The sequence below is a fragment of the Aeribacillus sp. FSL K6-1305 genome (genome assembly GCF_038050115.1).
Lineage (GTDB): Bacteria > Bacillota > Bacilli > Bacillales > Aeribacillaceae > Aeribacillus > Aeribacillus composti.
In genome coordinates this window covers 26356-50980 of record NZ_JBBOQV010000002.1, presented here as the reverse complement: position 1 = coordinate 50980, position 24625 = coordinate 26356, and the positions used below count along the sequence as shown (strand labels likewise).

General features: G+C 39.9%; 21 protein-coding genes, 4 pseudogenes and 1 riboswitch. Of the genes and pseudogenes, 15 read left to right on the top strand and 10 right to left on the bottom strand.

Annotation, left to right across the window (positions count from 1 at the left end; genetic code table 11):
- Positions 1-248: 248 nt before the first annotated feature.
- From NST97_RS10130 to NST97_RS10110, 7 genes and pseudogenes are all read right to left on the bottom strand, one after another.
- Complete coding sequence (locus tag NST97_RS10130) at positions 249-647, bottom strand: hypothetical protein (protein WP_144598508.1); 399 nt, start codon at positions 645-647, stop codon at positions 249-251.
- A gap of 276 nt (positions 648-923) precedes the next feature.
- Positions 924-2068, bottom strand: a pseudogene (locus NST97_RS10125) (IS3 family transposase).
- Between the two features lie 404 nt (positions 2069-2472).
- A pseudogene (locus NST97_RS19270) lies at positions 2473-2601 on the bottom strand (IS3 family transposase); the annotation flags it as partial.
- 214 nt (positions 2602-2815) lie between these two features.
- Positions 2816-2974 (bottom strand): hypothetical protein, encoded by a 159-nt coding sequence (locus tag NST97_RS19265; RefSeq protein WP_445684594.1) that lies wholly within the window; start codon positions 2972-2974, stop codon positions 2816-2818.
- Positions 2968-3336, bottom strand: coding sequence for an IS3 family transposase (locus tag NST97_RS19260; protein ID WP_412674435.1), 369 nt, complete (start codon positions 3334-3336; stop codon positions 2968-2970). The genes NST97_RS19265 and NST97_RS19260 overlap by 7 nt, the downstream gene beginning before the upstream one ends.
- Before the next feature lie 446 nt (positions 3337-3782).
- Entirely contained in the window at positions 3783-5156 is a 1374-nt protein-coding gene (locus tag NST97_RS10115; RefSeq protein WP_339195758.1) for an IS1380-like element ISGsp2 family transposase, read from the bottom strand.
- 291 nt (positions 5157-5447) lie between these two features.
- Entirely contained in the window at positions 5448-5819 is a 372-nt protein-coding gene (locus NST97_RS10110) for a hypothetical protein (protein ID WP_094244471.1), read from the bottom strand.
- A 239-nt stretch (positions 5820-6058) separates the two neighbouring features.
- Between NST97_RS10110 and NST97_RS10105 the strand changes: the two are divergent.
- From NST97_RS10105 to NST97_RS10090, 4 genes and pseudogenes are all read left to right on the top strand, one after another.
- Positions 6059-6322: pseudogene (locus tag NST97_RS10105) on the top strand (helix-turn-helix domain-containing protein); the annotation flags it as partial.
- Between the two features lie 98 nt (positions 6323-6420).
- Positions 6421-7602: an IS701 family transposase gene (locus NST97_RS10100; RefSeq protein ID WP_340734209.1), complete on the top strand. Its 1182-nt coding sequence runs from the start codon at positions 6421-6423 to the stop codon at positions 7600-7602.
- Positions 7603-7702: 100 nt separating this feature from the next.
- Positions 7703-8434: a S8 family serine peptidase gene (locus NST97_RS10095; protein ID WP_341343190.1), complete on the top strand. Its 732-nt coding sequence runs from the start codon at positions 7703-7705 to the stop codon at positions 8432-8434.
- Between the two features lie 25 nt (positions 8435-8459).
- Positions 8460-9602: pseudogene (locus NST97_RS10090) on the top strand (IS3 family transposase); the annotation flags it as partial.
- Between the two features lie 248 nt (positions 9603-9850).
- On the opposite strand, the gene NST97_RS10085 reads toward NST97_RS10090, so the two are convergent.
- On the bottom strand, positions 9851-10105 hold the full coding sequence (locus NST97_RS10085; RefSeq protein ID WP_242009363.1) for a BREX system ATP-binding domain-containing protein: 255 nt from the start codon (positions 10103-10105) through the stop codon (positions 9851-9853).
- Positions 10105-10689 (bottom strand): hypothetical protein, encoded by a 585-nt coding sequence (locus tag NST97_RS10080; RefSeq protein WP_341343189.1) that lies wholly within the window; start codon positions 10687-10689, stop codon positions 10105-10107. The genes NST97_RS10085 and NST97_RS10080 overlap by 1 nt, the downstream gene beginning before the upstream one ends.
- Positions 10690-11053: 364 nt before the next feature.
- A riboswitch (SAM riboswitch) is annotated at positions 11054-11159 on the top strand.
- Positions 11160-11237: 78 nt separating this feature from the next.
- Here NST97_RS10080 and NST97_RS10075 point away from each other — a divergent pair.
- The 6 genes from NST97_RS10075 to mtnA all read left to right on the top strand — a co-directional run bounded on the left by NST97_RS10075 (position 11238) and on the right by mtnA (position 17316).
- Positions 11238-12461, top strand: coding sequence for a 2,3-diketo-5-methylthiopentyl-1-phosphate enolase (locus tag NST97_RS10075; RefSeq protein WP_339197488.1), 1224 nt, complete (start codon positions 11238-11240; stop codon positions 12459-12461).
- Positions 12458-13147, top strand: a complete 690-nt coding sequence (locus tag NST97_RS10070) for a 2-hydroxy-3-keto-5-methylthiopentenyl-1-phosphate phosphatase (RefSeq protein ID WP_186439276.1) — start codon at positions 12458-12460, stop codon at positions 13145-13147. Before NST97_RS10075 ends, NST97_RS10070 begins: the two co-directional genes overlap by 4 nt.
- Positions 13144-13791 carry a methylthioribulose 1-phosphate dehydratase gene (locus NST97_RS10065; RefSeq protein ID WP_063386760.1) on the top strand — a complete coding sequence of 216 codons (648 nt, stop codon included), beginning with the start codon at positions 13144-13146 and terminating at the stop codon, positions 13789-13791. Before NST97_RS10070 ends, NST97_RS10065 begins: the two co-directional genes overlap by 4 nt.
- A 22-nt stretch (positions 13792-13813) precedes the next feature.
- The gene (locus NST97_RS10060) at positions 13814-14344 is read left to right on the top strand and encodes a 1,2-dihydroxy-3-keto-5-methylthiopentene dioxygenase (RefSeq protein WP_063386759.1); all 531 of its coding nucleotides are present in this window, start codon (positions 13814-13816) and stop codon (positions 14342-14344) included.
- 673 nt (positions 14345-15017) lie between these two features.
- The gene (gene mtnK, locus NST97_RS10055) at positions 15018-16295 is read left to right on the top strand and encodes an S-methyl-5-thioribose kinase (RefSeq protein WP_144598482.1); all 1278 of its coding nucleotides are present in this window, start codon (positions 15018-15020) and stop codon (positions 16293-16295) included.
- Positions 16255-17316, top strand: a complete 1062-nt coding sequence (gene mtnA / locus NST97_RS10050; protein ID WP_063386758.1) for an S-methyl-5-thioribose-1-phosphate isomerase — start codon at positions 16255-16257, stop codon at positions 17314-17316. Before mtnK ends, mtnA begins: the two co-directional genes overlap by 41 nt.
- A gap of 66 nt (positions 17317-17382) precedes the next feature.
- Here the strand turns inward: mtnA and NST97_RS10045 are convergent, their stop codons facing one another.
- Positions 17383-18165: a carbon-nitrogen family hydrolase gene (locus NST97_RS10045; RefSeq protein ID WP_311066503.1), complete on the bottom strand. Its 783-nt coding sequence runs from the start codon at positions 18163-18165 to the stop codon at positions 17383-17385.
- Between the two features lie 87 nt (positions 18166-18252).
- Here NST97_RS10045 and NST97_RS10040 point away from each other — a divergent pair, with 87 nt between their 5' ends.
- The 5 genes from NST97_RS10040 (at position 18253) to rlmD (ending at position 24370) form a co-directional block, all read left to right on the top strand.
- Entirely contained in the window at positions 18253-19416 is a 1164-nt protein-coding gene (locus NST97_RS10040) for a pyridoxal phosphate-dependent aminotransferase (protein WP_327847647.1), read from the top strand.
- Positions 19417-19563: 147 nt separating this feature from the next.
- Positions 19564-21108: a fumarate hydratase gene (locus NST97_RS10035; protein ID WP_311066501.1), complete on the top strand. Its 1545-nt coding sequence runs from the start codon at positions 19564-19566 to the stop codon at positions 21106-21108.
- 123 nt (positions 21109-21231) lie between these two features.
- Positions 21232-22029 (top strand): delta-lactam-biosynthetic de-N-acetylase, encoded by a 798-nt coding sequence (pdaA, locus tag NST97_RS10030; RefSeq protein ID WP_327856984.1) that lies wholly within the window; start codon positions 21232-21234, stop codon positions 22027-22029.
- Between the two features lie 59 nt (positions 22030-22088).
- The gene (locus NST97_RS10025; RefSeq protein ID WP_327847645.1) at positions 22089-22979 is read left to right on the top strand and encodes a DNA-3-methyladenine glycosylase family protein; all 891 of its coding nucleotides are present in this window, start codon (positions 22089-22091) and stop codon (positions 22977-22979) included.
- Entirely contained in the window at positions 22976-24370 is a 1395-nt protein-coding gene (gene rlmD, locus NST97_RS10020; RefSeq protein ID WP_341343188.1) for a 23S rRNA (uracil(1939)-C(5))-methyltransferase RlmD, read from the top strand. The genes NST97_RS10025 and rlmD overlap by 4 nt, the downstream gene beginning before the upstream one ends.
- Positions 24371-24625: the final 255 nt, after the last annotated feature.

Sequence of the window (24625 nt, the reverse complement as noted above, 5' to 3'; positions counted from 1 at the left end):
TTCAGCGAACTAAAAAAATTCCCACAAAGTCTTGACTGACTCGCGTTTGATCGGTGACTTGATTGAGATAGAATTCATGTATAGTCCTCCTTGGTATCCAAATTAGGTGTCAATTCATCCGATTGACACCCCGAATCATACCAAGAGGGCTTTTTTTATTCAAGTCCCCGAAAAACCTTCTAACAGGAATGCTCCTTTTTATAATAAGCTGACGATAGAAAATGTCTTGCGATATTACGTAGTTCTCTCTATACTGTTCTATAATGTTTAAACACTTGAAACCCTAAAAACTTTCTATTTAGCAATTCTTTAATATCATCTAATTCAAGATTTAATATTGTTTCATAATTACTGAATGTTTTTTGACCAATATATCCATACAGTATCTTATAAATACTATTGAGGAGCGATAATATTTGTGTGTCTACCTGAACTTTTAAGAAGTCGTTTAATTCATCATCTAACATTCCTTTTACATATAATTCTTGAATTGTTTTCGTTAATATTTTAGCCAAATACTTCCTTACTTCAGATTTTCCATTAAGACTATATACTATATGTCTTCTAAATTTTAAATCAAAGGGCAAATCTTCATAAGTCCCATAGTCTGAATTAAATATACATATAATTCTTTCCCATCCTAACACTTTAGATGCATAACCTAACGCAAGTAACACAATTGGATTCGGGGTCTTTCTGTCTTTCGAGCTTGGATTTATAATACTTATATCAGCAACAAAAATTTTAGCCCTTTCTATTTTAAAAAAAATGATATTAGGTCAATAAAGTAGACACAAAAATTTAAAATTTTTTTAGCAGCTACAGCGCTATCGCTTGGTGGCCTTTTAAAAATAATTACGACGTTGTCCTAATTATTTTTAAAAGGTAAATTTTCGGGTCTAACTATTCTATTAATATGTTCATTAAGCTCCCTTTTTATTGTACATACGTTCGTATTCGGATGGCGAAAAATACTCTGTTGCGGAGTGAATACGTTTATTGTTGTAAAATATTTCTATATGCTCAAATATGCTCTTTTTTGTTTTATAACGAGTCTGATAGATTAGTTCTTTTTTTATTATCCTATGAAATGATTCAATACAAGCGTTGTCATAACAATTTCCTTTGCGGCTCATGCTACATTTCATTCCGTATTCCATTAGCTTAGCTTGATAGTCATTTGAAGCATATTGACTCCCTCGATCAGAATGATGGAGGATAGAACCCTGTGGTTGTTGACGCTGATAGGCTTGCTTTAAAGCACTTAACACTAGCTCCTTTTTCATGGAACAGTCTATATGCCAGCCGACTATTTTCCTTGAATACAAATCCATCATACTAGCTAGATAAAGCCAACCTTCATCCGTTGGAATGTATGTGATATCAGCTACCCATACTTCATTTGGTTTCGTAACAGTAAAATGTTGGTTTAAGACATTTTCGTGGACCGGATGGTTATGTTTTGAGTTAGTGGTAGCCTTATGTTTTTTCACGGTACGAGACTTCATTCCCTCTTTGTTCATTATGCGGGAAACCGTCTTCTGTGAAACCTTAATGCCTTCATGATTAAGCTTTTTGGCAACCTTTGGACTCCCATACAGTTGGCGAGATTCGATATACACACGACGCACTTCCTACGTCAATTCTTCTCGACGCTCTTGTCTAGCACTTTTGGGACGATCACGCCATTTATAATAACCGCTTCGAGAAACTTTCAATACTTCGCACATCTTCTCCAATCGGTAATCGAAGCGATGCTCATGGATAAATGAATATTTTACCGATGGTCTTTCGCGAAGAAGTGCATCGCCTTTTTTAAGATGGAGTTTTCCTCCTCCAGATCCCGAATACGTTTCTTCAGTTCACGAACTTCGTGGTCTTCGGATTGAAACGTTTGGGTTTCTGTTATTTCAGGTTCTTGCTTATATTTTTTCATCCAGCCGTGAAGAGTATTTTCGTTAATTTTGAGCTCACGAGCCACTTGTGCAACGGATTTCGCTTCCTCCAAAATATAACGAACAGTTTGACGCTTAAAGTCTTCCTCGTACCGCCTTTGTTTTTTTGTCATGTAGACACCTCATTTTTCAGTCTATTATTACTATAATAATCTGTGTCTACTTTTTAGTCTAACATTAAAATAGTATTCACGATATCAGGAGTACCTAATTCTTCTTTTGTGTCTCTATCCAAATTTGAATCTAAGTAAAAATCTTTTGAATTCTCAGATTCTTAATTGCTAAAGATAAACACGATTCTATGAATCCTCTATATTGTACTATTAGGTAAATCAGATCGCTAAGAATAGAATATATAATTTTCATAAACACTCCCCCACATAATATATAGAACTGATTTAACTTTTCAACATGTAAATTAAACGGCTTAATCCAGAGACACTTATCAAAATGAATCGTGCCAACTATTAGGTCCTATTCGACCTCATTTAAACTTTTTTGGTATGTCAACACTAAACTAGACACTTTTTTTGAGGTGTTTCTCTTTATACTCCATTCGGCTCAAATACCCTAGCGTTCCATGGATTCTAATATGATTAAACCAATGAACATAATCATCTAATTCCATTTTGAGTTGTTCTACACTTTCGAAATATTTACCCGGTCTTCATGATTTTACAGGTTGCTTCAGCTACTGCGTTGTCATAGGGGCAGCCTTTCATGCTTAACGATCGATTAATCTGAAAAGTATCTAGAGCTTCATCAATGGTCTTGTTTTTGAATTCGTTGCCTCTGTTTGTGTGGAATAATTGAATTTGCTGCAAATCAGCTTTCACAGTCGACAATGCTTCATAGACGAGTTAGGTATCTTTGTTGGAACCTGCACTATGGCCAATAATTTCTCGATTATAAAGATCGACAAATAAACAGATGTAATGCCATTTTTTCACTCTCACGTATGTTAAGTCGCTAACTACAACTGTTAATTCCTCTTGTGGGTCAAATTCCCTTTTCAACACGTTTTCCACTTTTGATTCATTGCATTTATCCACATGGGGCTTAAACTGGGCAACTGTATAGTTTGATACAAGCCCGCTTTTTTCATGATTCTACCAATTCTTCGCCTTGAGGTGATGCCAAGCTTCTTTAATTCGTGTTTAATCTTCCGTGTACCATCGTTATGTCGGCTTTTCTGGAAGATCTCCAGTATGGTTGCTGCCAGTTCATCTTCTGAATGATCTTGCTCTTTTGCTTTGTCGTAATAGGTGCTTCTTGGAAGTTTTAGGACATCGTACATTGCTGATATCGAGGCTGAAGGCGTTAAATCATATTCATGAATAATATCTTTTCTTAGTTTCCCATTTTCATAAAGCTTGACCATTTGAGCCTTGAATTCTACAGTGAATGTTCATCTGTTTCTCATTTTTAAACTCTCCTTAACTGTGGTAGTTTGAAGTAGACCACCAAAACAGTGGGTTTGCGACGAAACTTGACATTGAGCCTCTGCGGGCATGCTTTCCCAGCCAGGAAGTCAGATGATGTGTTCATCTGTCTCGCCGACAAGGCTAGCATACCCGCCACTCCACGTAAAGTTTCTAGAACGGATCCTTTATATTTAATACCTGAATCCGTGATGAATTGAAATCGACTTTGATTTTGTTGTAATTTTGATGGATTGATAATCCATAAACCCCTTTTATGCTTATGACCTATGTCATCTCTATTTCCGAAAATGGAACAAATCTCTGTTTTAGGTATACGAACCAAAAAAATAGACAAAAAAGCCCAGGGAGTGACGTTGGACATCAGTGATCGAACATTCGTTCGTTATCTTACCTCTCTCCATTTCTGATAGACGTTCAGTAGGGGCTCGCTATAGCCACTCCTTCGCGTCAGTTTCATCCAGATCTGTCGTGATCGACGGACGAGTCGCCCTGCCATCGTGATCACCGTCTGAATAATCGTCTTGATGCGGCGGCGTTTCACTTTGTGGTGCAACGGATGTCTCGGATCGCTTAATAGATCTTGTCCAATCAGACGAAGAAGATTGTAAACGAAGGCTCCCATGACCAACACGAGCGCATTCGTTTTCATCTTCCCAGATGGAAGCCGCTCTAAATCTAAGTCGCTCTTCAGTTCGCTATGAAACTGTTCGCATGTCGCATGGTCATGATACAACGCGAGCACATCGCTCATTCGAACATGCTCGTATCCTTTGAGCCGCACCCAATAGCTTTCCACTTCATAATCAGGAACGAGCATCAGCTGTCCATTGCGTTCCATCGTCCGTTCCGTCACTTGGGTGACTTGAACGTACGTATACGTGTTCCCATCGATCGCTGCCTTCTGTGGAAGGCATAGCTCATAGGTTTGTACTCCTTCGCTTTGTCCATCATCGACACGTTTGCCCTTTTGCGAAGCGATCTGGAACCAAAGCGCTTTCGATTCTCGGCGTAAGTTTCGCTTGATGACAAAGTCCACGTCTTCCTTTAGGCATACGTGCACATTCGCTTCTGCATCGTTTCCTGCATCCATGCGAACAAGCAGACGAGATGAAGTCAGTTGACGAGCTCGACGGATAGCGGTGACTAAAAACGAGGGCATGTTGTCTTGCACATGTTGTTTCCCTGGACGCAACTCGGCATGAACGAGATACCCTTCCTTCCCTGCATACGCAAACAACGGTGTAAAACCGTCAAATCCTTTATACGTTCGACTGACTCCTTCTTTTTTCGTATCGGAGTTGTCAAATGGGGAACCATCTATATCAAGGGGAAGCCATGTCGTCTTTCCTTTGGTCCAACAAGGGGACAAAGTGGCATGTCGTTGAATCAACAGACGTATGGACTCCTCCCAAAGAATCGTTTCGGTCATCGGAAGACAAGCGAGCTGATCGAGTCGTTGTCGCAAGGTTGGAGAGGAAGGCACGTGCTGAATCCCCATCGATGCCGAAAAGATATCGTCCTGACGATACGCTTCGATATGATCGAAATCCGTTTTTCCTGTGGCAAGCAAGCCAATCATCGAGCGAATGACATCGCTATGGGAAATGTGCACTTCTCGACGAACCGTTGGAAGCCGAAGTGCGTTTACCCGTTTATCCAGTTTCGTTCGATGGAGTAAGTAGCCAACGAGAGCAAGCCCAGCACTTGGGGTAATCGCTTCATCTGTCAATACAAACCGAATCGGGAAATCTTTCATCACATCACCTACTTGATGAAGAATCGTCAACGTCGTTTTCCCTTATCGTATCAACGGTTTGCGACCATTGTAAAGATGTTTTGTCACGGATTCAGGTAATAAGCAGTATACCCAAATTTGGTGTTTAGTCTACTTGACCTTAATTTTATTGTCCAGTTAAGTGTAGCCGATTCAAATTTTTCTAAATCATGTTTAAACTAAAACTCTAGATAAAAGGAGGGCTGTCAAGAAAAACTCGACAGCCTAAAATTAAATCCAGATTTTAATTAACAAATTTAATTGTTTCCACCTTTAAAATTCCCTTTGCTCTTCCACCTTTAGCATTTCCTTTTCTATAACGTCTACCAATTTTTTAGTACTATACATATATAGCACTAACTCTTTATCCCCATCTTCAATGTGGATTTCAGCTTGAACCCTTATTTTTGATGGCTTTCCTTTATAGATAACATCGAAAGTTCCAAACTCTTTGATCTCATTGTCTTCATTCATTTTATCTATTTCAGATAGAATCATGTTGATTTCTTCTTGAGTCAAGCCTGAATCTAAAATTGAGTTTGATAAATGGTTTAAAAAGGGTTCTATCTCTTCAAGATCAAAATTCATTCCTGCAGCATAACGTGCTTCTTTGTATTTAGTAACTTTATTCCAAAAATTAATCATAAAAATAGGTTCCTCCTATCAAATGTTTAATTTTCACATAAATTTCCTTATTTTTGTTAAAAAGTAAAACGCTCTAACTTATTGGACACCTCCTCTTAGACCAAATAATAAAGATATATTTGAGTCTTTTCAATTTGTCTATTAAGAGTACTTATAATGCTCCCATAAGGTGAGACACATGAGCGTAATAAATAAGTTATAATGATACCATGAAAAAAAGAAACTGATATACCGCAGAATTTAAAGCTAAGGTGGTTCTTAAGGTGTTGCGTGAAGAGCAAACCATCAATGAAATAGCCGCCAAATATGAATTAAGCCCAGTCATGGTCAGTCGTTGGAAAGCAGAATTTCTAGAACGATCCTCGATGGTCTTTGAAATTCATAAATTTTTCACTGCGAAAATTGAATATATAACTAAAAAATTTAATGTAAATAAAACATTCAGTACTTTTGAACTATTAATCGAGTTTAATTTATATACTGTAGATGAGCAAAATCACTAACATAAATTTACATCGAAACAAAAAAGGAGACATGAACCCGATTCCTTGGTTAGAATAGATGTGCCAACAAACCATTCACACAAGGAGGTTCATGTCTCATGAATAGATTAGCACATCATCAAGGAATCCACAAGTTTTTCACGATGTTGGGGTTGGCACTTTATTTTTCAAAACCTGTCATGAAGCATCTCGTTCATATCGTGGATGCGATGATCACGAAAGGCTTTTCTGGAACGTTGACCGATCTTCATCATTGGAGCTTTCACCCCAATCATCGAACGACACTCAGCCATTTTTTCACGAAAAGCCCTTGGGATGAAGAGACGCTGCTTCGCAAACTCCAGCAATGGATGCTTCATCGTGTCGAACGGATCGCCAAACAGAAAAATCAACCCCTTTTTGTTTCGATCGATGATACGATTTGCCAAAAAATCAAGCCTTCGTCACGGGCAACGCACGCCATTCAAGGGTGTGATTGGCACTATTCTCACACAGAGAAAAAGTCGATCTGGGGACATTCTCTTGTTTGGCTCATGGTTCATACGATGACCCAGGCTTTTCCCTTTGCGTTCCGCCTCTACGACAAGGCGGATGGGAAAAGCAAGGGTCAATGGGCCATCGAGATGCTTTCTTCTTTGGATGTGCACGGTTCTGTTTATGTGCTGATGGATTCTTGGTACCCATCGAAAACACTCGTGGAAGCCTGCCTGAAAAAAGGATTCCACGTCATTGCGATGCTCAAGACGAATCGGGTTCTTTATCCAAAAGGCATCGCCATCCAAGCCAAACAGTTTGCCCGCTATATCGAACCGAACGACACCCATCTCGTCACGGTGGGAGAAGAGCGTTATCGCGTGTATCGCTACGAGGGAGCGCTGAAAGGTCTCGATGATGCCGTTGTGTTGTTGGCTTGGAAAGCCGATCAGCCGATGACACCTGAACATCTTCACTGCGTCTTGAGCACCGACCGGGAGCTAAGCGATGAAGAGATCTTGCGCTACTATGCCCAGCGTTGGTCGATCGAATGCTTTTTTCGACAAGCGAAAGACCAGCTGAAGCTCGATGGGTACCGCGTTCGTCAACGTCGGGCGGTGAAACGGTATTGGATCTTGGTGCAACTCGCTTATGTGTACAGTATGGTCGAGTCCAACCGGGATTTCTCTACTGGGCTTGATCTTCTCCGAACGAAGAAAGGGCATAGTCTCGTCGAGTTCATTTACCATGCAGCGAAGCAAGATATTCCCATTGATGTTGTCAAAAAACAGCTCCATGTGGCATAAGGGATACCCTGTTTGTCTCTTTTGGTATGGTAATTATTGTTATGAAAATTGCTCATCTACAGTTATATAGTATTATTTACACGTAAACACATGTTAATATATGTTAATATTGTTAATAATTTGGAGGGATGCACTATGTTTTAAAAAGAGTTATGTTATTTTATTCATTTTCCTACTTTTAATGCCACTTGTTTTTTTATCAATATTCTTCGTGGAAAAAAATAATTATGTATATACTGTTGAAGAAATCATTGGAAATAAAAGTACTGAGAAAAAACGGATTATAAAAATAGCTATTGTCGATAGTGGTATAAATAGAAACGAAGAATTAGATGATAAAGTAGCTAAAAGTTATAATGCAATTAATGATTCCAGTAAAACTTTTGATGAATATAATCACGGGACTCCAGTTGCTGGTATTGTTGCTGGAAATACGATAGGAGTAAATCCTAAAGTGCAGTTATATGATGTTCAATTTCTTGGGCAAGATGGAAATGGACAGTTAGAGCATTTGATAAAGGGGATTGAGTGGGCTATTAGAGAAGAGGTAGACATAATAAATATAAGTTCCGGTTTTCAAAATTCAAATACAGAATTAGAAGAAGTTATAACTAAAGCAAATAAGCACAATATCCTAGTTATATCTGCTGCAGGTAATACATATGGATTTGGTGTTGAATATCCCGCAGGACTTTCAAATGTTTTTTCAATTGGATCCGTAAATAAAGATTTATCCAAAGCCTACTTTTCTGGAGAAGGGGTACTGTCAAGAATTTTGTGTAATGTAAGTGATGCTAGTATAGTTTCATGGACACCCTTTAGTGAAATATAATATTAACGAAGGGATGTGTCCTGATATGGGTAACACAAGCGAAAAACGTAAACGTTATCATGCTGAATTTAAGGAAATGGTGGTTGAGCTTTATCAAACTGGAACACTAGTAAAACAGATCTTGATCGAATATGGCCTGTCTGAAACGACATTCTACAAATGGATCAGAAAACAAAAACCGGTTAAGGTGGATGACGGGGGCTCTTTTACCCCGGAAGAATTTCTGAACCTGCAAAAAGAATTGCATCGGCTGAAAGAGGAAAATGAAATCTTTAAAAAAGCTATGGTCATATTCGCAAAGAAGTAGATTCAAACCACTGTTATATCCATGATTGACGAGATAAGAGCCAGACACCATTATGACCTTAAAACCATGTGTACGGTCCTTGGCGTGCCGAGAAGTACCTACTATCAATCCAAACAAAAAACAGAATCAAAAACAAAACGGAAAACCGGGAGCTGACAGACAGAATACGAAAAATCCATACGGAAAGCAAGCAGAGATACGGAGAACCGAAGATCCACCATATGCTTGAAAAAGAATGGCTCAAAGTCAGCCTGAAACGGGTTCAGCATTTGATGAAGGCTGCAGGCATTTATTCCATTATCAGAAAAAAGTATCGCCCCCATTCCAATAAGGGCAAGATGGAAGAACACGATAACCTGCTGAACCAGGACTTCTCAATGACAACCATCAACGAGAAATGGGTTACGGATATTACGTACATTCATACTTTGAGAGACGGTTGGTGCTACTTGGCTTCCGTAATGGATTTACATTCCAGAAAGATTGTTGGTTACGCTTTTGACCGTCACATGACGACTGAACTGGCTTTAAAGGCAGTAGAAAACGCTTATCAGGCACAACGTCCAGGTCCGGGATTGATCTTGCATTCTGATTTGGGATCCCAGTATACAAGCGAGAAATTTGTAGAATACATGGAAAAGAAGCAGTTCAAACACTCCTTCAGTAAAAAAAGGTTGCCCATACGATAACGCCTGCATTGAGTCTTTCCATGCAATTCTGAAAAAGGAAGAGATCTATAGAATCAACTATTTGAACTTTCAAGCTGCCAGAAGAGCCTTATTCGAATTTATAGAAGGCTGGTACAATCGGAAACGGATTCATAGCTGCCTGGGCTATATGACGCCACAAGAAACAGTAGACAGTATCAAAGGGCAGCGTAGTGCTCTTCACAATTTTACAAGCATCCGCTTTACATGGAGTGGGGGTGTGGTAGGCTTATTTGCCATGCGAAAGAATTCATTGCCCCTTTCACCCTTCGCATAACACCACGCCCGCAGAGGCTCCATGTCAAGCGACAAGCGATGTCAATGAGATCAAAATTAAATTTCACTTATTGGTGTCCAAAATACTGACTTAAATCCAGTTTAATTCTTTCTACAGTACTAGGACTAATAATTTAAAAGAGAATGGACATCGTTCCCCTCTTTTGCAGCGTCTAATACGAATATAAATTCACGTAAAAATGTCCTTGGAAGTACAGTGATTTCCTGTTCAAAGGCAACAGTAAATGATTCAACATATTGCTTAATAAATGTATCATCAATAACTGTCTCTGGTATCCATTTGTGTACCATACCGTGGATTTCCCTAACTTTATATGAAACTTCTATTAATTGTTCAGTTGAGAAACGGTTTAATTTCATCAATGGGGTTGAAAGTACACCACTAACCCTTCCATTTTTTGTGAAGATAAAGGTTTAATTCTAAAATATAAAACATCATGTTCTTTAATTGATCGATCCTCGTTTTTAATTAAATCATCCGTTCCAGTAAATAACATATAACATCCTTTCCTTACATACGATTCACTTATTCCTAGCAATTTAGCTAATTTGTAATTCGAGAAATCAGGATTCAACTCAATTGCTTGTCTAAGTTTTTCTAAGTTCTTATCCGTTTTATTGCGCTGTTCTTTTAAATACTCCTCACGGCTTTTTACGCCCATTTCCCGGCGTTTTTGTTTCCTTCTCCGCTTTTCATTCGCATCTATAATCGTGCTTAAATGGCGTTGTTCGTCCTCTGTTATATCTAACCATTCAATTAATTTTTTATTGCTGATATTATATCCAGCGCCAGGATACCCTTTTTCTCTGGCTATTCGGTTTGCTTCTTCGTTATTCCGTGCATAATAGGCCTTTTCAGCGCTTCTGGTGGATCTTCTTAAAGGCTCATTAAACTGTAAATTAAACGTTAGCGTTTGTTTTAAGGCTTCTTCTGGATCATTCAAAAAGCAACATAACCAATAACGGTACAAGAAACAAATTGTCTCACGATAACCAGTAACGTTATAATTGCGTAATTCAACCAGTTTTTCTAAGTCTAGTAATCTAGCATGATGCGATCGGAAGACGTTAAAAAGATGTTGTACCTTCTTTTTTCGTCCTCTTTTTTTAGGCTTTCCTGTTTTGGCTCAACCTCAAGTTCCGGTAAATACCTCAAATTGTAAACTGCACCATTAAATAATTGTAGCATGCCATCAGAAAAATGTAAGCGAATTTGAATCGAATATGATGTAAAAAAGTGTTGACAGAGGGGAAGGATAGTGGTATAATCCAAGTAAACGAATAAGAATTATAAAGTTAATAATAAAACTCTTATCAAGAGCAGGTGGAGGGATGAGCCCAATGAAGCCCGGCAACCGACTCATATGATGAGCACGGTGCTAATTCTCCCAACAGAGATGTTGAAAGATAAGAAGTTGTTTTGACAAAAAACCTCTTCTTATTGAAGAGGTTTTATTTATATAAAAAAATCTGAATGAAGAGGATTGAAAAAATGGGTCACGTAACAGCAGTATACCAAATCATTGCGAAACGAGAAGATTTAGAAAAAAAAGCAGAAGACATTGCTCTTGGATTAACGGTAGGTTCGTGGACTGACCTTCCTCTTTTAGTGCAAGAGCAGTTAAAAAAGCATAAAGGACAAGTGGTTGAGATAAAAGAAACAGGCGAGGATCCATCCTCCGGCAAAACGATTGCACAGCTTCACATTCGCTTTCCGGGAGAAAACTTTTCTAAAGACATTCCTGCCATCTTAACGACAACTTTTGGAAAATTATCACTAGATGGAGAAATAAAATTACTAGATTTGCAGTTTGACGATGAGATCTTTCGGTATTTTCCAGGTCCTCGATTTGGAATTCAGGGGTTACGAGAAAAACTTGGCGTTTACGACAGACCGTTAGTGATGAGCATCTTTAAAGGTGTAATTGGACGTGATATGGATTACCTTCTTGCCCAATTGCGGGAGCAGGCTCTCGGGGGCGTCGACTTAGTAAAGGATGATGAAATACTTTTTGAAAATTCGCTCACATCATTTGAAACAAGAATAAAGGAAGGCAAAAAAGTTCTTGATAACGTGTATCAAGAAAAGGGACACCGAACTTTGTATGCGGTCAATTTGACGGGAAAAACATTTGAATTGAAAGATAAGGCAAGAAAAGCAAAAGAATTAGGTGCCGATATTTTGCTATTTAATGTTTTTACATATGGACTCGATGTGCTGCAAGCATTAAGGGAAGATGATGAAATCGCCCTCCCAATTATGGCTCATCCGGCGTTTAGCGGATCGTTTACTTCATCCGAAAAATATGGGCTCTCTCATTCCTTATTGCTTGGAAAATTGATAAGAATTGCTGGAGCAGATTTTTCGTTGTTCCCTTCACCATATGGCAGCGTTGCATTGGAGCGTGACAAAGTTTTAAAAGTGAAAGAAGAATTGGTGAAGGAATCAGTTTTAAAACCAGTTTTTCCTGTTCCATCTGCTGGCATTCACCCGGGTCTTGTTCCCATTTTAATTCATGATTTTGGAAAAGATTGTGTCATTAATGCAGGAGGCGGTGTTCACGGTCACCCGCAAGGTGCTCAGGGTGGAGGAAAAGCTTTCCGTCAGGCAGTTGACGCTGTTTCCCGGGGTGTTCCCCTTAATGAAGCAGCTGAAGACATAGAATTACAAGAAGCAATTCGGCTCTGGGGATGGAAGGAGGCACCGTCCAATTGAAGCCAGTAATATTTTGTGATTTTGATGGAACGGTGACAAAAAAAGATAACATCGTTAGCATCATGAAGCGTTTCGCTCCAAAAGAGTGGGAGCAATTGAAGGATGGCGTCCTTTCCCAGTCGATTAGTATTCAGGAAGGAGTCGGCAAGATGTTTGCACTTCTTCCATCTTCTTTAAAGGGTGACATCATTCACTATATTTTAGAAACTGCAGAAATAAGGGAAGGATTTCGCGACTTTGTTCATTATGCGAAAAACATGAACATTCCTTTATACATTGTCAGCGGCGGAATCGATTTTTTTATTAAACCGCTGTTGCAGCCTTTTGATTCTATTACCGCACTGTTTTGCAATAAAGCGGATTTTAGCGGAGAAACGATCACCATTCATTGGCCTTATACGTGTGATGAAAAATGTCCCAACCAAAATTGTGGGTGCTGCAAACCGACAATTATTCGGCAAATTGCAAATGCTGACACTCATTCCATCATCATCGGGGATTCCGTCACAGATTTAGAAGCCGCGAAGATTGCAGATACAGTTATTGCACGTGATTATTTATCAAAAAAATGTCAAGAATTTTCTATTCCTTATCAATCTTTCGAAACATTTTACGACTGTATTGACATTTTAGAGAAGACAATAAACAAAACAAATTTCATAGAAGAAAAAGGTGGCGCAAAATGAGTGTCGTTTTAACTCGTGTTCATGAGCTTGCGGAGATTAAAGAGGAGCTTGCTGCGAGGGATTGGTTTATGGGGACAAGCGGCAATTTAGCCATAAAAGTTCAAGATTCCCCGCTTCAGTTTCTTGTGACCGCAAGCGGCAAAGATAAACGAAAAAAAACGAAGGAAGATTTTTTGCTTGTTGATGGAGAAGGAAATCCTGTAGGCGCAACACAGCTGAAGCCTTCGGCAGAAACGCTATTGCATTGCGAAATATATAAAAGAAGCAAAGCCGGCTGCAGCCTGCATGTACATACGGTTGCAAATAATGTCATCTCTGAACTTTATGGTGACGCTGGGAAAATTGTATTTCAAGGACAAGAACTGATAAAAGCGTTTGACCGCTGGGAGGAAGATGCAGAATTACAGATTCCGATTATTTATAATTATGCCCATATTCCTACATTAGCAAGCACTTTGGGCGATTTCGTGAAGGAGGATAAAGGGGCAGTTCTTATTCGCAACCACGGAATTACTGTATGGGGAAAAGATGGCTTTGAAGCAAAGAAAATTTTAGAAGCTTGTGAATTTTTATTTCAGTATCAGCTTGCTCTTATTCAAGCAAAAGCCGGTCTCCTTGCGAGTACAGGAGCTTTAAATAATTAAACATTTTAAGGAGGTATTTTACATGACAACGATTAAAATTCAAGGAACAAACGAAGTTATCAGCAATCAAGAGGAAGTGATTTCATTTTTAAATCAACAAGGTGTTATTTACGAGCAATGGGATATTGCCAAATTACCAGAGCATTTAAAAGAGAAATATCTTTTAAATGATGAGGAAAAACAAACGATTTTACAATCTTTTGAAAATGAAATTAAAGATATTTCAGCAAGACGCGGCTACAAAGCTTGGGATGTCATTTCTTTAGCAGATCATACGCCAAACCTTGAAGAGCTGCTGAAAAATTTTCAGCGTGAACATCATCATACAGATGATGAAGTGCGCTTTATTGTAAGCGGCCATGGAATTTTTGTTATTCAAGGACAGGACGGAAAATTTTTTGAAGTGCATCTTAATCCGGGAGACCTTATTTCTGTTCCAGAGGGCAGACGCCACTATTTCACATTAGCTGATGACCGAAAAGTTGTTGCGATCCGCATCTTTGTGACAGAAGAAGGCTGGGTGCCAGTTTACGAAAAAGAAGAAGTAAATTAAGTTTACAAAAAATTTATGAAAAAGCGGCTTTAAACATTCACAGCTGCAAGCTTAACATCATCTTTTTCATATAACTGGCTGCTCTTCGGATACACAATTCATCCAGCTCAGTGAACAATGTTCCTGAATGCAAAGAAACTATGAAAATACCACAGCGGCTGCTGACCCGGTTTTAATAGGTTTACACATTTTTGCGAAGAAGCTTGCAGCTAAAAGAGCACCACAAAAATAGGCTTGTCTTATGTTACAAGAGGATATAGTTTCACTTGAAAACCAAGTAAACACAGATAATTTATCAAGTATTATGGCGGGATGGGGAAAATCAAGAATAAATGATGCAGATTTATATTTTTAGGAAGGGGCTGTCTTAGAAAGACAAAATCCACTGAAAACGAAACATCATAAGCATTGATATATCAACGTTTCTAAAACATTAAAGGGGCGTCTATAAGCCGGAAAATCGACTTATTAGACAGCCCCCTCTATTTAATGGATGCGGCGGCTGCTTTGGATCTAGAAATCCGAATCCATTTGGAGCATTTGCCGAAATCAGCTTTTACAAGCAGGTGACGAAGTGGTCTTGTAATAATGTCGTCCCCATATTGTGAATGGATATTATGAAAGACTCTTTTTTCACTTTATGACAAACAAAGATAGAGGAGGGAATTTTTTTTTGAAGGATTTTACAACATATTTTACGATGACTGAGCAAGATGTCATCGAATATGTACAGAAAAAACTCGATATTTTTGAACAAAACGCAGAATTGGAATGTCGAGAGATTGGCGATGGCAACTTAAATTATGTATTTCGTGTCGTTGATCAAAATAGCGGCCAGTCTGTCATTATTAAACAAGCTGGTCCGGTTGCGCGTATTTCAGACGCCTTTAAAGTTTCGCCAGATCGCAATCGGATTGAAAGCGAAGCATTGAAGCTGCAAGGGGAATTAGCGCCTGGATTTGTACCTAAGGTTTATTCGTATGATCCGATTATGAATTGTTGTGTGATGGATGATCTATCTGACCATGAAATTATGAGGACAGCTCTTTTAAAACATAAAAAATTTCCTTTGTTTGCCGACCATATTACAACGTTTCTTGTCAACACCTTATTGCTTACTTCAGATGCCGTTATCGATCATAAAGAGAAGAAAGCATTGGTGCAAAAATTTACAAACCCAGAATTATGTGAAATAACAGAAGATCTCGTGTATACAGAACCTTTTTACGATTGTGAGCAAAATGATGTATTTCCAGAAACGAGAGAATTCATCCGTGAAGAAATTTGGAATGATTCAAAGCTTGCATTGGAAACAGCTAAACTGAAGTTTGATTTTATGACAAAAGCACAGTCCCTCCTCCACGGCGACCTTCATACCGGTTCCATTTTTATAAAGGAAGATTCAACAAAAATAATCGATCCTGAGTTTGCTTTTTATGGACCTGCTGGGTTCGATATTGGGAATGTGATTGCAAACCTTATTTTCGCCTATGTAAATGCAAGCTTTACAATTGAAGATCAAGAAACAAAGGAAGACTACTTGCAATATATTCAACAAACAATCTCAGACGTAATAGAGCTGTTTACAAAAAAATTTTTACATGCTTGGGATGAGAATATAAAAGAAAGAACTGCAAGTGCACCTAGTTTTAAAGAATGGTATTTAAATTCCATCCTTGAGGATGCCTCAGCCGCTGCCGGACTTGAATTATGCAGAAGAATTATTGGGATCGCCCATGTAAAAGACATCACGTCAATTGAAAATAAAGAATCCCGAGCTTTGGCTGAAAAAATTTGTTTAACAGCTGGTAAAACCTTTATTCTTGAACGTGCAAACATTCGTACAGGCGACGACTTTGTGAATGTTTTATTACAAAGTGTCCGCAAATTTATTGAAGGGGAAAAGTTTTATGACAGCAGTAAAAGCCATTCAATCCGTACAACTGGATGATGAAAACAATACGGTGATCATACTCGACCAAACGCTATTGCCGAATGAGAAAGTATTTCTGCATCTTTCTACTCCAGAAGAAATATGGGAGGCCATTTACCATCTGAAGGTTAGAGGAGCACCTGCGATCGGAATTGCTGCTGCATTCGGTGTTTATTTAGGCACGAAGCAATCAAAAGCGTCGACTTATGAACAGCTTTTGGATGATTTTCAAAAAATCAAACAGTATTTGGCTTCATCGCGGCCGACTGCAGTGAATTTATTTTGGGCTTTAGATCGCATGGAGGATAGACTCAAAGTAGAAAAAGACAAAAGCATCGAGGAAATTAAAAACGCACTGAAGGAAGAAGCAGAACATATCCGTAATGAGGATGAGCAAGTCTGTTATTCGATCGGGGAGCATGCCCTGTCATTATTAAAACCCGGCTGGGGTCTTCTGACCCATTGCAATGCAGGAACAATTGCGACGGCGAGGTATGGGACTGCGTTAGCTCCCATCTACTTAGGCCAAGAAAGAGGCTACCATTTCAAAGTTTTTGCAGATGAAACAAGACCGCTTCTTCAAGGTGCACGTCTAACTGCATGGGAATTGCAGGAAGCTGGTGTGGATGTAACGTTAATTTGTGACAACATGGCATCCATTGTGATGAAGGAGGGAAAAGTACAAGCGGTTTTAGTCGGGTGTGATCGAGTTGCCGCAAACGGAGATACTGCCAATAAAATTGGAACTTCCGGAGTGGCAATCTTAGCAAAATATTATGGAATCCCGTTTTATGTTTGTGCTCCGCTTTCAACAATCGATTTAGATTGTCCGACAGGGGAACATATACCGATCGAAGTGAGAAAAGCAGAGGAGATCACGACAAAATGGTATGAAAAACCGATGGCGCCGGAAAATGTGCAAACATATAATCCGGCATTCGACGTGACCGATCATGAACTCATTACGGCAATTATTACAGAAAAAGGGATTGCCTATCCACCCTTTACAAAAAGTTTAAAACACATGAAAAGCGTTTAATTGCCTTTTCATACAAAAACCCCTTAAAAGGGAATGCTTTCACATTCTTTTAAGGGGTGTAAAATTTTATTCGAAATATAATTCCGGACGTCTGTCTTGAAAAATAGGAATGGTTTTTCTTACACGGTCAATTTCTTGAAGATCCAGTTGGGCGTAAAAAATTCCTGCATCTGTTTGATCATGAACAAGAAGCTCGCCCCAAGGGGCAATGACCATTGAGTGTCCATTAAATTCATTATTTTGATCCGCTCCGACCCGGTTTACTGCTACAACAAACATTTGATTTTCAATTGCCCGTGCTTGGAGAAGCAATTGCCAATGGTCAATTCGCTTTTTCGGCCATTCGGCAGGAATGAACATAATGTTTGCACCTTTTAATGCATGGGTGCGAATCCATTCCGGAAAACGCAAATCATAACAAATAACACCACCGCAAGTGATGCCGTCCAGCTCAAATATATTTACTTTTTGACCGGCACTCATAAATTTATGCTCATCCATCAATTTAAACAGATGGGCTTTGTCGTATTCAGCGGTGATATTTCCGAATCGGTCGACAACGTACATGGTATTAAAAAATTGTCCGTTTTTTTTCGTTGCAACTGAACCGCCGACAATATTGACATGATATGTTTTAGCAAGGGATGTCAGCAGCTCAATTGTTTTTTCTCCATTTTTGTCTGCAAGCTCATCAAGCTGATCAAGGGCGTATCCTGTATTCCACATTTCAGGCAAAACAATTGTATCCGCTTGATGGCTTGCTGCTTCTATTATATTTTTTTGAGCGATTTCATAGTTTTGGTCCGGTTCGCCTAAAATGATATTCATTTGTATACAAGCAACTTTCATGATTTTCAGCCCCTAGACATTTTTATATAAAGACTATAGAATTTTTATGATAATTTCAACTATTTTTATAAAAAAAGGTGGATTAGAGTGGAGATTTCAGAACGTTTAAAAAAGCTTCCAACACAATTTTTCTCTGCCCTTGTGAAAAAAGTGAATAACGCTGTAGCAGAAGGAAGAGATATTATTAATTTAGGACAAGGAAATCCTGACCAGCCGACTCCCCCGCATATCGTCAAAGCGCTGCAAACCGCAGCAGAAGACCCGAAAACACATAAATATTCACCATTTTCAGGTCTGATCGAGCTAAAACATGCGGCTAGTGAATATTATAAGAAACAATACGGAGTCGATATAGATCCGGAAAAAGAAGTGGCGATTTTATTCGGTACGAAAACTGGACTTGTTGAATTGCCGATGTGCCTATTAAATGAAGGAGATCTAATGCTATTGCCCGACCCGGGTTATCCAGACTATTTATCAGGCGTTGTTTTAGCCGGGGCTCAATTTAAAACGTTCCCGCTGTTGGCAGAAAATCGGTTTTTACCTGATTACAACGCCATTTCGTTGGAGGATAAAGAAGCGGCAAAATTGATGTATTTAAACTACCCGAACAATCCGACAGGAGCAACGGCCGATCTTAAGTTTTTTGAGGAAACGGTTACGTTTGCAAAGAAGCATCGAATTTCCGTTGTCCATGATTTTGCGTACGGTGCGATCGGCTTTGACGGCAAAAAACCGACCAGCCTTCTTGAAGCGGAAGGAGCTAAGGACATCGGCATTGAAATGTACACATTGTCGAAAACCTACAATATGGCCGGCTGGCGCGTTGGATTTGCTGTAGGGAACCAGAATATCATTGAAAGTATTAATCTTATTCAAGATCACTTATATTGCAGCCTTTTTCCAGCAATACAATTAGCAGCAGCTGCCGCATTAACAGGCGATCAGTCGTGTGTAGAGGAGCTTGTCTCCCTTTATGAAAAACGGCGAAATACGTTTATCAATGCTATTCGGCAAATTGGCTGGAACGCTCAAGCTCCGAAAGGATCATTTTTTGCCTGGCTCCCTGTTCCGAAAGGATTTACTAGCGAAGAGTTTGCCGATTATTTGCTTGAAAAAGCAGATGTCGCCGTTGCGCCAGGAAACGGCTTCGGGCAATATGGAGAAGGATACATACGCGTTGGTTTATTAGTTGATGAGAGCAGGCTTTTAGAAGCGGTTGATAGAATTCGCAAGCTGAATCTTTTTTAACTGCTGCAATGAATGTTGAAACACTCTCCTTATCCCCCTAAAAAAATGATCAGCACGTGAATGCCTTTCCAATCAAAATTAAAAGAAGTATAATAAAAATTGTGTTAAGTGGGAGTTTTTTGACTGAATGTAAGGGGGATAAGCGGGATGGAAAAATTATATGAGAGTATGTATCAATTAATTGTGGAAACGTCTACAAAATTGCCGAAGGATGTCCGCCGCGCTATTTTGAAGGCGAAGCAGCGTGAAAATGCTGGTACAAGAGCTGCGATGTCGCTTGCCACGATAACCGAAAATATTAAAATGGCAGATGAAAATGTATCGCCGATCTGCCAAGATACCGGATTGCCGACATTTAAAATTAAAGTGCCAGTCGGTATCAATCAAATTCAAATAAAGGAAACAATAAAAAAAGCGATCGCTCAAGCGACGAAGGACGGGAAGCTTCGCCCGAACTCGGTCGATTCGCTCACTGGAGAAAATTCCGGCGATAACTTGGGCGAAGGGCTTCCAGTCGTAAAATTTGAACAATGGGAAAAAGATTATATCGATGTTCGCTTAATATTAAAAGGCGGCGGCTGCGAAAACAAAAATATTCAATACAGCCTGCCGTGCGAACTAGAAGGATTGGGAAGAGCCGGCAGAGATTTGGATGGAATCCGCAAATGTATTTTGCATGCGGTATATCAAGCACAAGGCCAAGGATGCAGCGCAGGATTCATTGGAGTTGGAATCGGTGGAGACCGTTCATCGGGGTACGATTTAGCGAAAGAACAATTATTCCGCGAAGTCGATGACGTAAATCCGAACGAAGAATTGCGGCAATTGGAAGAATATATTATGGAAAATGCGAACAAGCTTGGCATCGGAACGATGGGATTTGGCGGGGAAACCACTTTATTAGGCTGCAAAGTCGGCGCAATGCACAGAATCCCTGCGAGCTTTTTTGTTTCTGTCGCATACAACTGCTGGGCATTCCGCCGTTTAGGTGTGCATATCGATCCAAATACGGGTGAAATCATAAAATGGCTTTATCAAGATGGAGAAGATGTTGATTTTCAAGAAAATGCTGCACAAGAAGAACATTTAGCATCAACGGACTCTGAAAGACGTGTCATCACGCTGCAAGCGCCAATTACAGAAGAACAAATCCGCGAGCTGAAAGTCGGCGACGTTGTTCGCATCAACGGAATCATTTACACAGGAAGGGATGCCATCCATAAATATTTAATGGATCATGATGCGCCGGTTGATTTAAACGGTCAAATTATTTACCACTGCGGACCTGTCATGTTAAAAGATGAAAACGGCAATTGGGAAGTGAAAGCGGCCGGGCCGACCACTTCCATTCGCGAAGAGCCTTATCAAGGGGATATTATGAAAAAATTTGGCATCCGTGCGGTAATGGGCAAAGGCGGCATGGGGCAAAAAACGCTGCAAGCTTTAAAAGAGCATGGCGGAGTATACTTGAATGCGATTGGCGGTGCTGCTCAATATTATGCGGATTGCATCGAAGCGGTTGAAGGTGTTGACTTGCTGGAGTTTGGAATTCCAGAAGCTATGTGGCATTTGCGCGTAAAAGACTTCACGGCCGTTGTCACAATGGATTCACACGGCAACAGCCTGCATGAAGACATTGAAAAATCGTCATTAGAAAAGCTTTCTCAATTTAAAGAGCCGGTATTTAGCTAAATATTAAACTCAATGCCATAGCCAGATGATTGGCTATGGTATTTTTTTGAAATCAAGATGGAGCATAATTCCTAAAAACGGATAAAGACTAATAGTAAAAATAATGGAAAGGAGATTCACAGCTTGAATTATTTCCGGATTTTATATTGCTCTGTCTTGTTATTTTTTTCTTTTTTTAGCTGCGCCTCTGCTGCTGTCAGCAATCACCCGATTCATTGGGGTTTTCAAAAAAACAATAATCATCAGCCTCCTGATGCCGGGAAAGAATGGAATGAACTTTTAAATAAATATGGAGCGTTTTATTTAGGAGATCCCAGCAAAAAAGAGATTTATTTAACGTTTGATAATGGCTATGAAAACGGCTATACATCGAAAATTTTGGACGTACTGAAAAAGCACGATGTACATGCGACGTTTTTTGTAACAGGCCATTATTTAAAAACAGCCCCTGATCTTGTAAAGAGAATGGTGAAAGAAGGGCATATTGTCGGCAATCATTCATGGAGTCACCCTGATATGACGACAATAAGTGCTGATAAAATAAAGAAGGAGCTTGATGCCGTCAGCGACAAAGTAAAGGAGCTTACAGGCCAAGAAGGAACAGTATATGTGAGACCGCCAAGGGGCATTTTTAGCGAACGCACACTTGCATTGTCCGAAAAATACGGTTATCGCAATATTTTTTGGTCGCTTGCATTTGTCGACTGGAAGGTGAATGAACAAAAAGGCTGGCGATATGCATACGACAACATTATCAATCAAATTCATCCGGGCGCGATCATTTTGCTGCACACCGTATCAAAAGACAACGCTGATGCGCTTGATGAAGCGATTAAAACTTTAAAACAGCAAGGCTATACTTTTAAAAGCTTAGACGATCTAGTGATGGAGAAAATGTTTGAAAGTCCATTTCTTTATTAATAGAAGCGGATTATGTGATATAATAGCTCCGAAAAAATACGATAAAGGTCGGTAAAAACATGTGGAATGTGACGATAAAAGCGGCGCCGCCGTATGACTTCGACCGCGTGTTAGAGCGCCTTTCACTTGATCCGTTGAACAAGGTGGACGTGCACAAGCGAACCGTCCTTGTTCCTCTTTATAGTGAAAAAGAAGAACCTTTTGTTGCCGCTGTAAAAGCAATCGGATCGAAGGAAAACCCAGTATTTGAAATATCAGGGGAACAGGATGAACAAAAAGAACGAGCCATCCATGAGCTGACACGCATATTTCAATGGAAGAATTCGCTTAAAACCATTCAAGATCATTTCCTGCAAACCAACCTTGCTCCGCTTTTTCAAGAGCATGAAGGGACGCCGCTCGTGCTAGATTTTCATCCGTATGCTTGTTTAATGAAATGCATTATTCATCAGCAATTAAATTTATCATTTGCCTATCAGTTGACGACCGCTTTTGTGCAAACTTTTGGGTTTAAAGTAGATAATGTATGGTTTTATCCAAAACCGGAAACAGTAGCCAAATTGAATTATGAGGATTTGCGGGCGCTGAAATTCAGCATGAGAAAAGCGGAATATGTTATTGATACCTCCAGACTGATTGCAGAAGGAGCACTGCCGCTTCAGGCCTTCCATGAATGGAGCGATGATGACATTATGAAAAAATTGGTTCAAGTGCGCGGCATCGGCCCGTGGACGGTGCAAAATTTTCTTTTATTTGGGCTAGGCAGGCCGAATCTGTTTCCTGCTGCTGATATCGGCTTGCAAAATGCTATCAAGCATTATTTTCAACTGGAAAAGAAACCGACAAAAGAAGAAATGGAAAACTACAGCCGCGAGTGGGCTCCTTATTTAAGCTATGCAGCTTTTTATTTATGGCGAAGCATCGAAAAGAGACGGGGAGAAGCGAAATGAAGATAAAAAATAGACCGGCATCTGTGACGATTCAAAAGGGACAGCAATTTCCGCTGACCATTAAGCGGCTTGGCATTAACGGAGAAGGTGTCGGGTATTTTAAGAAACAAGTCGTCTTTGTCCCGGGAGCTTTGCCCGGGGAAGAAGTGGTCGTTCAAGCAGAGAATATTCAACCAAATTATGCAGAAGCCGTTATTAAAAAAATACGGAAAAAATCCCCTCATCGTGTGAAACCGCCCTGCATCTATTATGACCGATGCGGAGGCTGCCAATTGCAGCATTTGCAATATGAACAGCAGCTTGCTGCCAAACGGGACATTGTCATTCAAGCGCTTGAGCGGCATACGAACCTAGAGGTTGACACCCTCGACATCCGTCCGACAATCGGTATGGACGACCCTTGGCATTACCGCAATAAAAGTCAATTTCAGCTCGGAAATGAAAAACAGCAAGTGATAGCAGGCCTGTATGGTGCGAATTCACACAAGCTTGTTCCAATTCACTCTTGCATGGTCCAGCACCCGCTGACAGATAAAATTACCCAAACGGTAAAACAAGTACTGGAGGATTTTCACATTCCGATTTACCATGAGCGAAAACGGACGGGCATCGTTCGCACAATCGTTGTACGCGCCGGCGTTCAGACGAACCATGTGCAAGTCGTCCTCATTACAAAAGCGGAAGAATTGCCGCGAAAAGAACTGATTGCAGCGGAGATCATGAAGCGCGCGCCGGAAGTAAAATCAGTCATGCAAAATATAAATGGAAGCAAAACATCGCTGATTTTCGGCGACAAAACGGTTTTGTTAAAAGGTGAAGAAGTCATCCAAGAAACATTGGGCGACCTTTCCTTTGAACTATCCGCCCGCGCTTTTTTCCAGCTTAACCCGGTGCAAACGGTCAAACTTTATGACGAAGTCAAAAAAGCAGCAGGTTTAACAGGAAGCGAAAAAATCGTAGATGCCTATTGCGGCGTCGGCACGATCGGCTTGTGGCTGGCAAAGGATGCAGCAGAAATCAGAGGAATGGATGTCATTGAAGAATCCATCCGTGACGCGAAAAAAAACGCTGAAAAACACGGGATCAAAAATGCAACATATGTCACAGGCAAAGCAGAAACATGGATGCCAAAATGGGCAAAAGAAGGCTGGCGCCCAGATGTTGTCGTCGTCGACCCTCCCCGCACCGGCTGCGACCGAGCGTTTCTCAAAACAATCAAAAAAGTGAAGCCAAAACGATTCGTTTACGTCTCATGCAATCCGTCCACCCTGGCAAAAGACATTCAATTTCTTTCCAGCTTGTACAAAGTCGAATACATCCAGCCCGTCGACATGTTCCCGCACACGGCGCATGTGGAGTGTGTTTCACGGCTAGTGTTAAAAAATGATTGAGCGTGTTTAAACTTTTACACACTAAATCGGCGTAAGCTTGTGGTAAATTTTAACATTTTGGTTATTATCTACTTCTATCCGTTCAATAAAAGGGAGAAAGAAAGTGTCTGCTGAAAATCAAGTAATTGTATCAAACTCCCACCCTGCCATTATCTTAGAGAAGATTTTGAAGCTGTACAAGCACAAATGAAAATTAGAAAGAGGACATAACTGCTCCTAAAAAGCATTTATTTACTAATATTGCTTTTTGTGCAG

Excerpts from the sequence above, each read along its gene's own strand:
- NST97_RS19260 (WP_412674435.1), bottom strand. The coding sequence starts at position 3,336 with ATGGTCAAGCTTTATGAAAATGGGAAACTAAGAAAAGATATTATTCAT.
- NST97_RS10115 (WP_339195758.1), bottom strand. The coding sequence starts at position 5,156 with ATGAAAGATTTCCCGATTCGGTTTGTATTGACAGATGAAGCGATTACC.
- NST97_RS10110 (WP_094244471.1), bottom strand. The coding sequence starts at position 5,819 with ATGATTAATTTTTGGAATAAAGTTACTAAATACAAAGAAGCACGTTAT.
- NST97_RS10100 (WP_340734209.1), top strand. The coding sequence starts at position 6,421 with ATGAATAGATTAGCACATCATCAAGGAATCCACAAGTTTTTCACGATG.
- NST97_RS10095 (WP_341343190.1), top strand. The coding sequence starts at position 7,703 with ATGTTAATATTGTTAATAATTTGGAGGGATGCACTATGTTTTAAAAAG.
- NST97_RS10085 (WP_242009363.1), bottom strand. The coding sequence starts at position 10,105 with ATGAAATTAAACCGTTTCTCAACTGAACAATTAATAGAAGTTTCATAT.
- NST97_RS10075 (WP_339197488.1), top strand. The coding sequence starts at position 11,238 with ATGGGTCACGTAACAGCAGTATACCAAATCATTGCGAAACGAGAAGAT.
- NST97_RS10065 (WP_063386760.1), top strand. The coding sequence starts at position 13,144 with ATGAGTGTCGTTTTAACTCGTGTTCATGAGCTTGCGGAGATTAAAGAG.
- NST97_RS10060 (WP_063386759.1), top strand. The coding sequence starts at position 13,814 with ATGACAACGATTAAAATTCAAGGAACAAACGAAGTTATCAGCAATCAA.
- mtnA (WP_063386758.1), top strand. The coding sequence starts at position 16,255 with ATGACAGCAGTAAAAGCCATTCAATCCGTACAACTGGATGATGAAAAC.
- NST97_RS10045 (WP_311066503.1), bottom strand. The coding sequence starts at position 18,165 with ATGAAAGTTGCTTGTATACAAATGAATATCATTTTAGGCGAACCGGAC.
- NST97_RS10035 (WP_311066501.1), top strand. The coding sequence starts at position 19,564 with ATGGAAAAATTATATGAGAGTATGTATCAATTAATTGTGGAAACGTCT.
- NST97_RS10025 (WP_327847645.1), top strand. The coding sequence starts at position 22,089 with ATGTGGAATGTGACGATAAAAGCGGCGCCGCCGTATGACTTCGACCGC.
- rlmD (WP_341343188.1), top strand. The coding sequence starts at position 22,976 with ATGAAGATAAAAAATAGACCGGCATCTGTGACGATTCAAAAGGGACAG.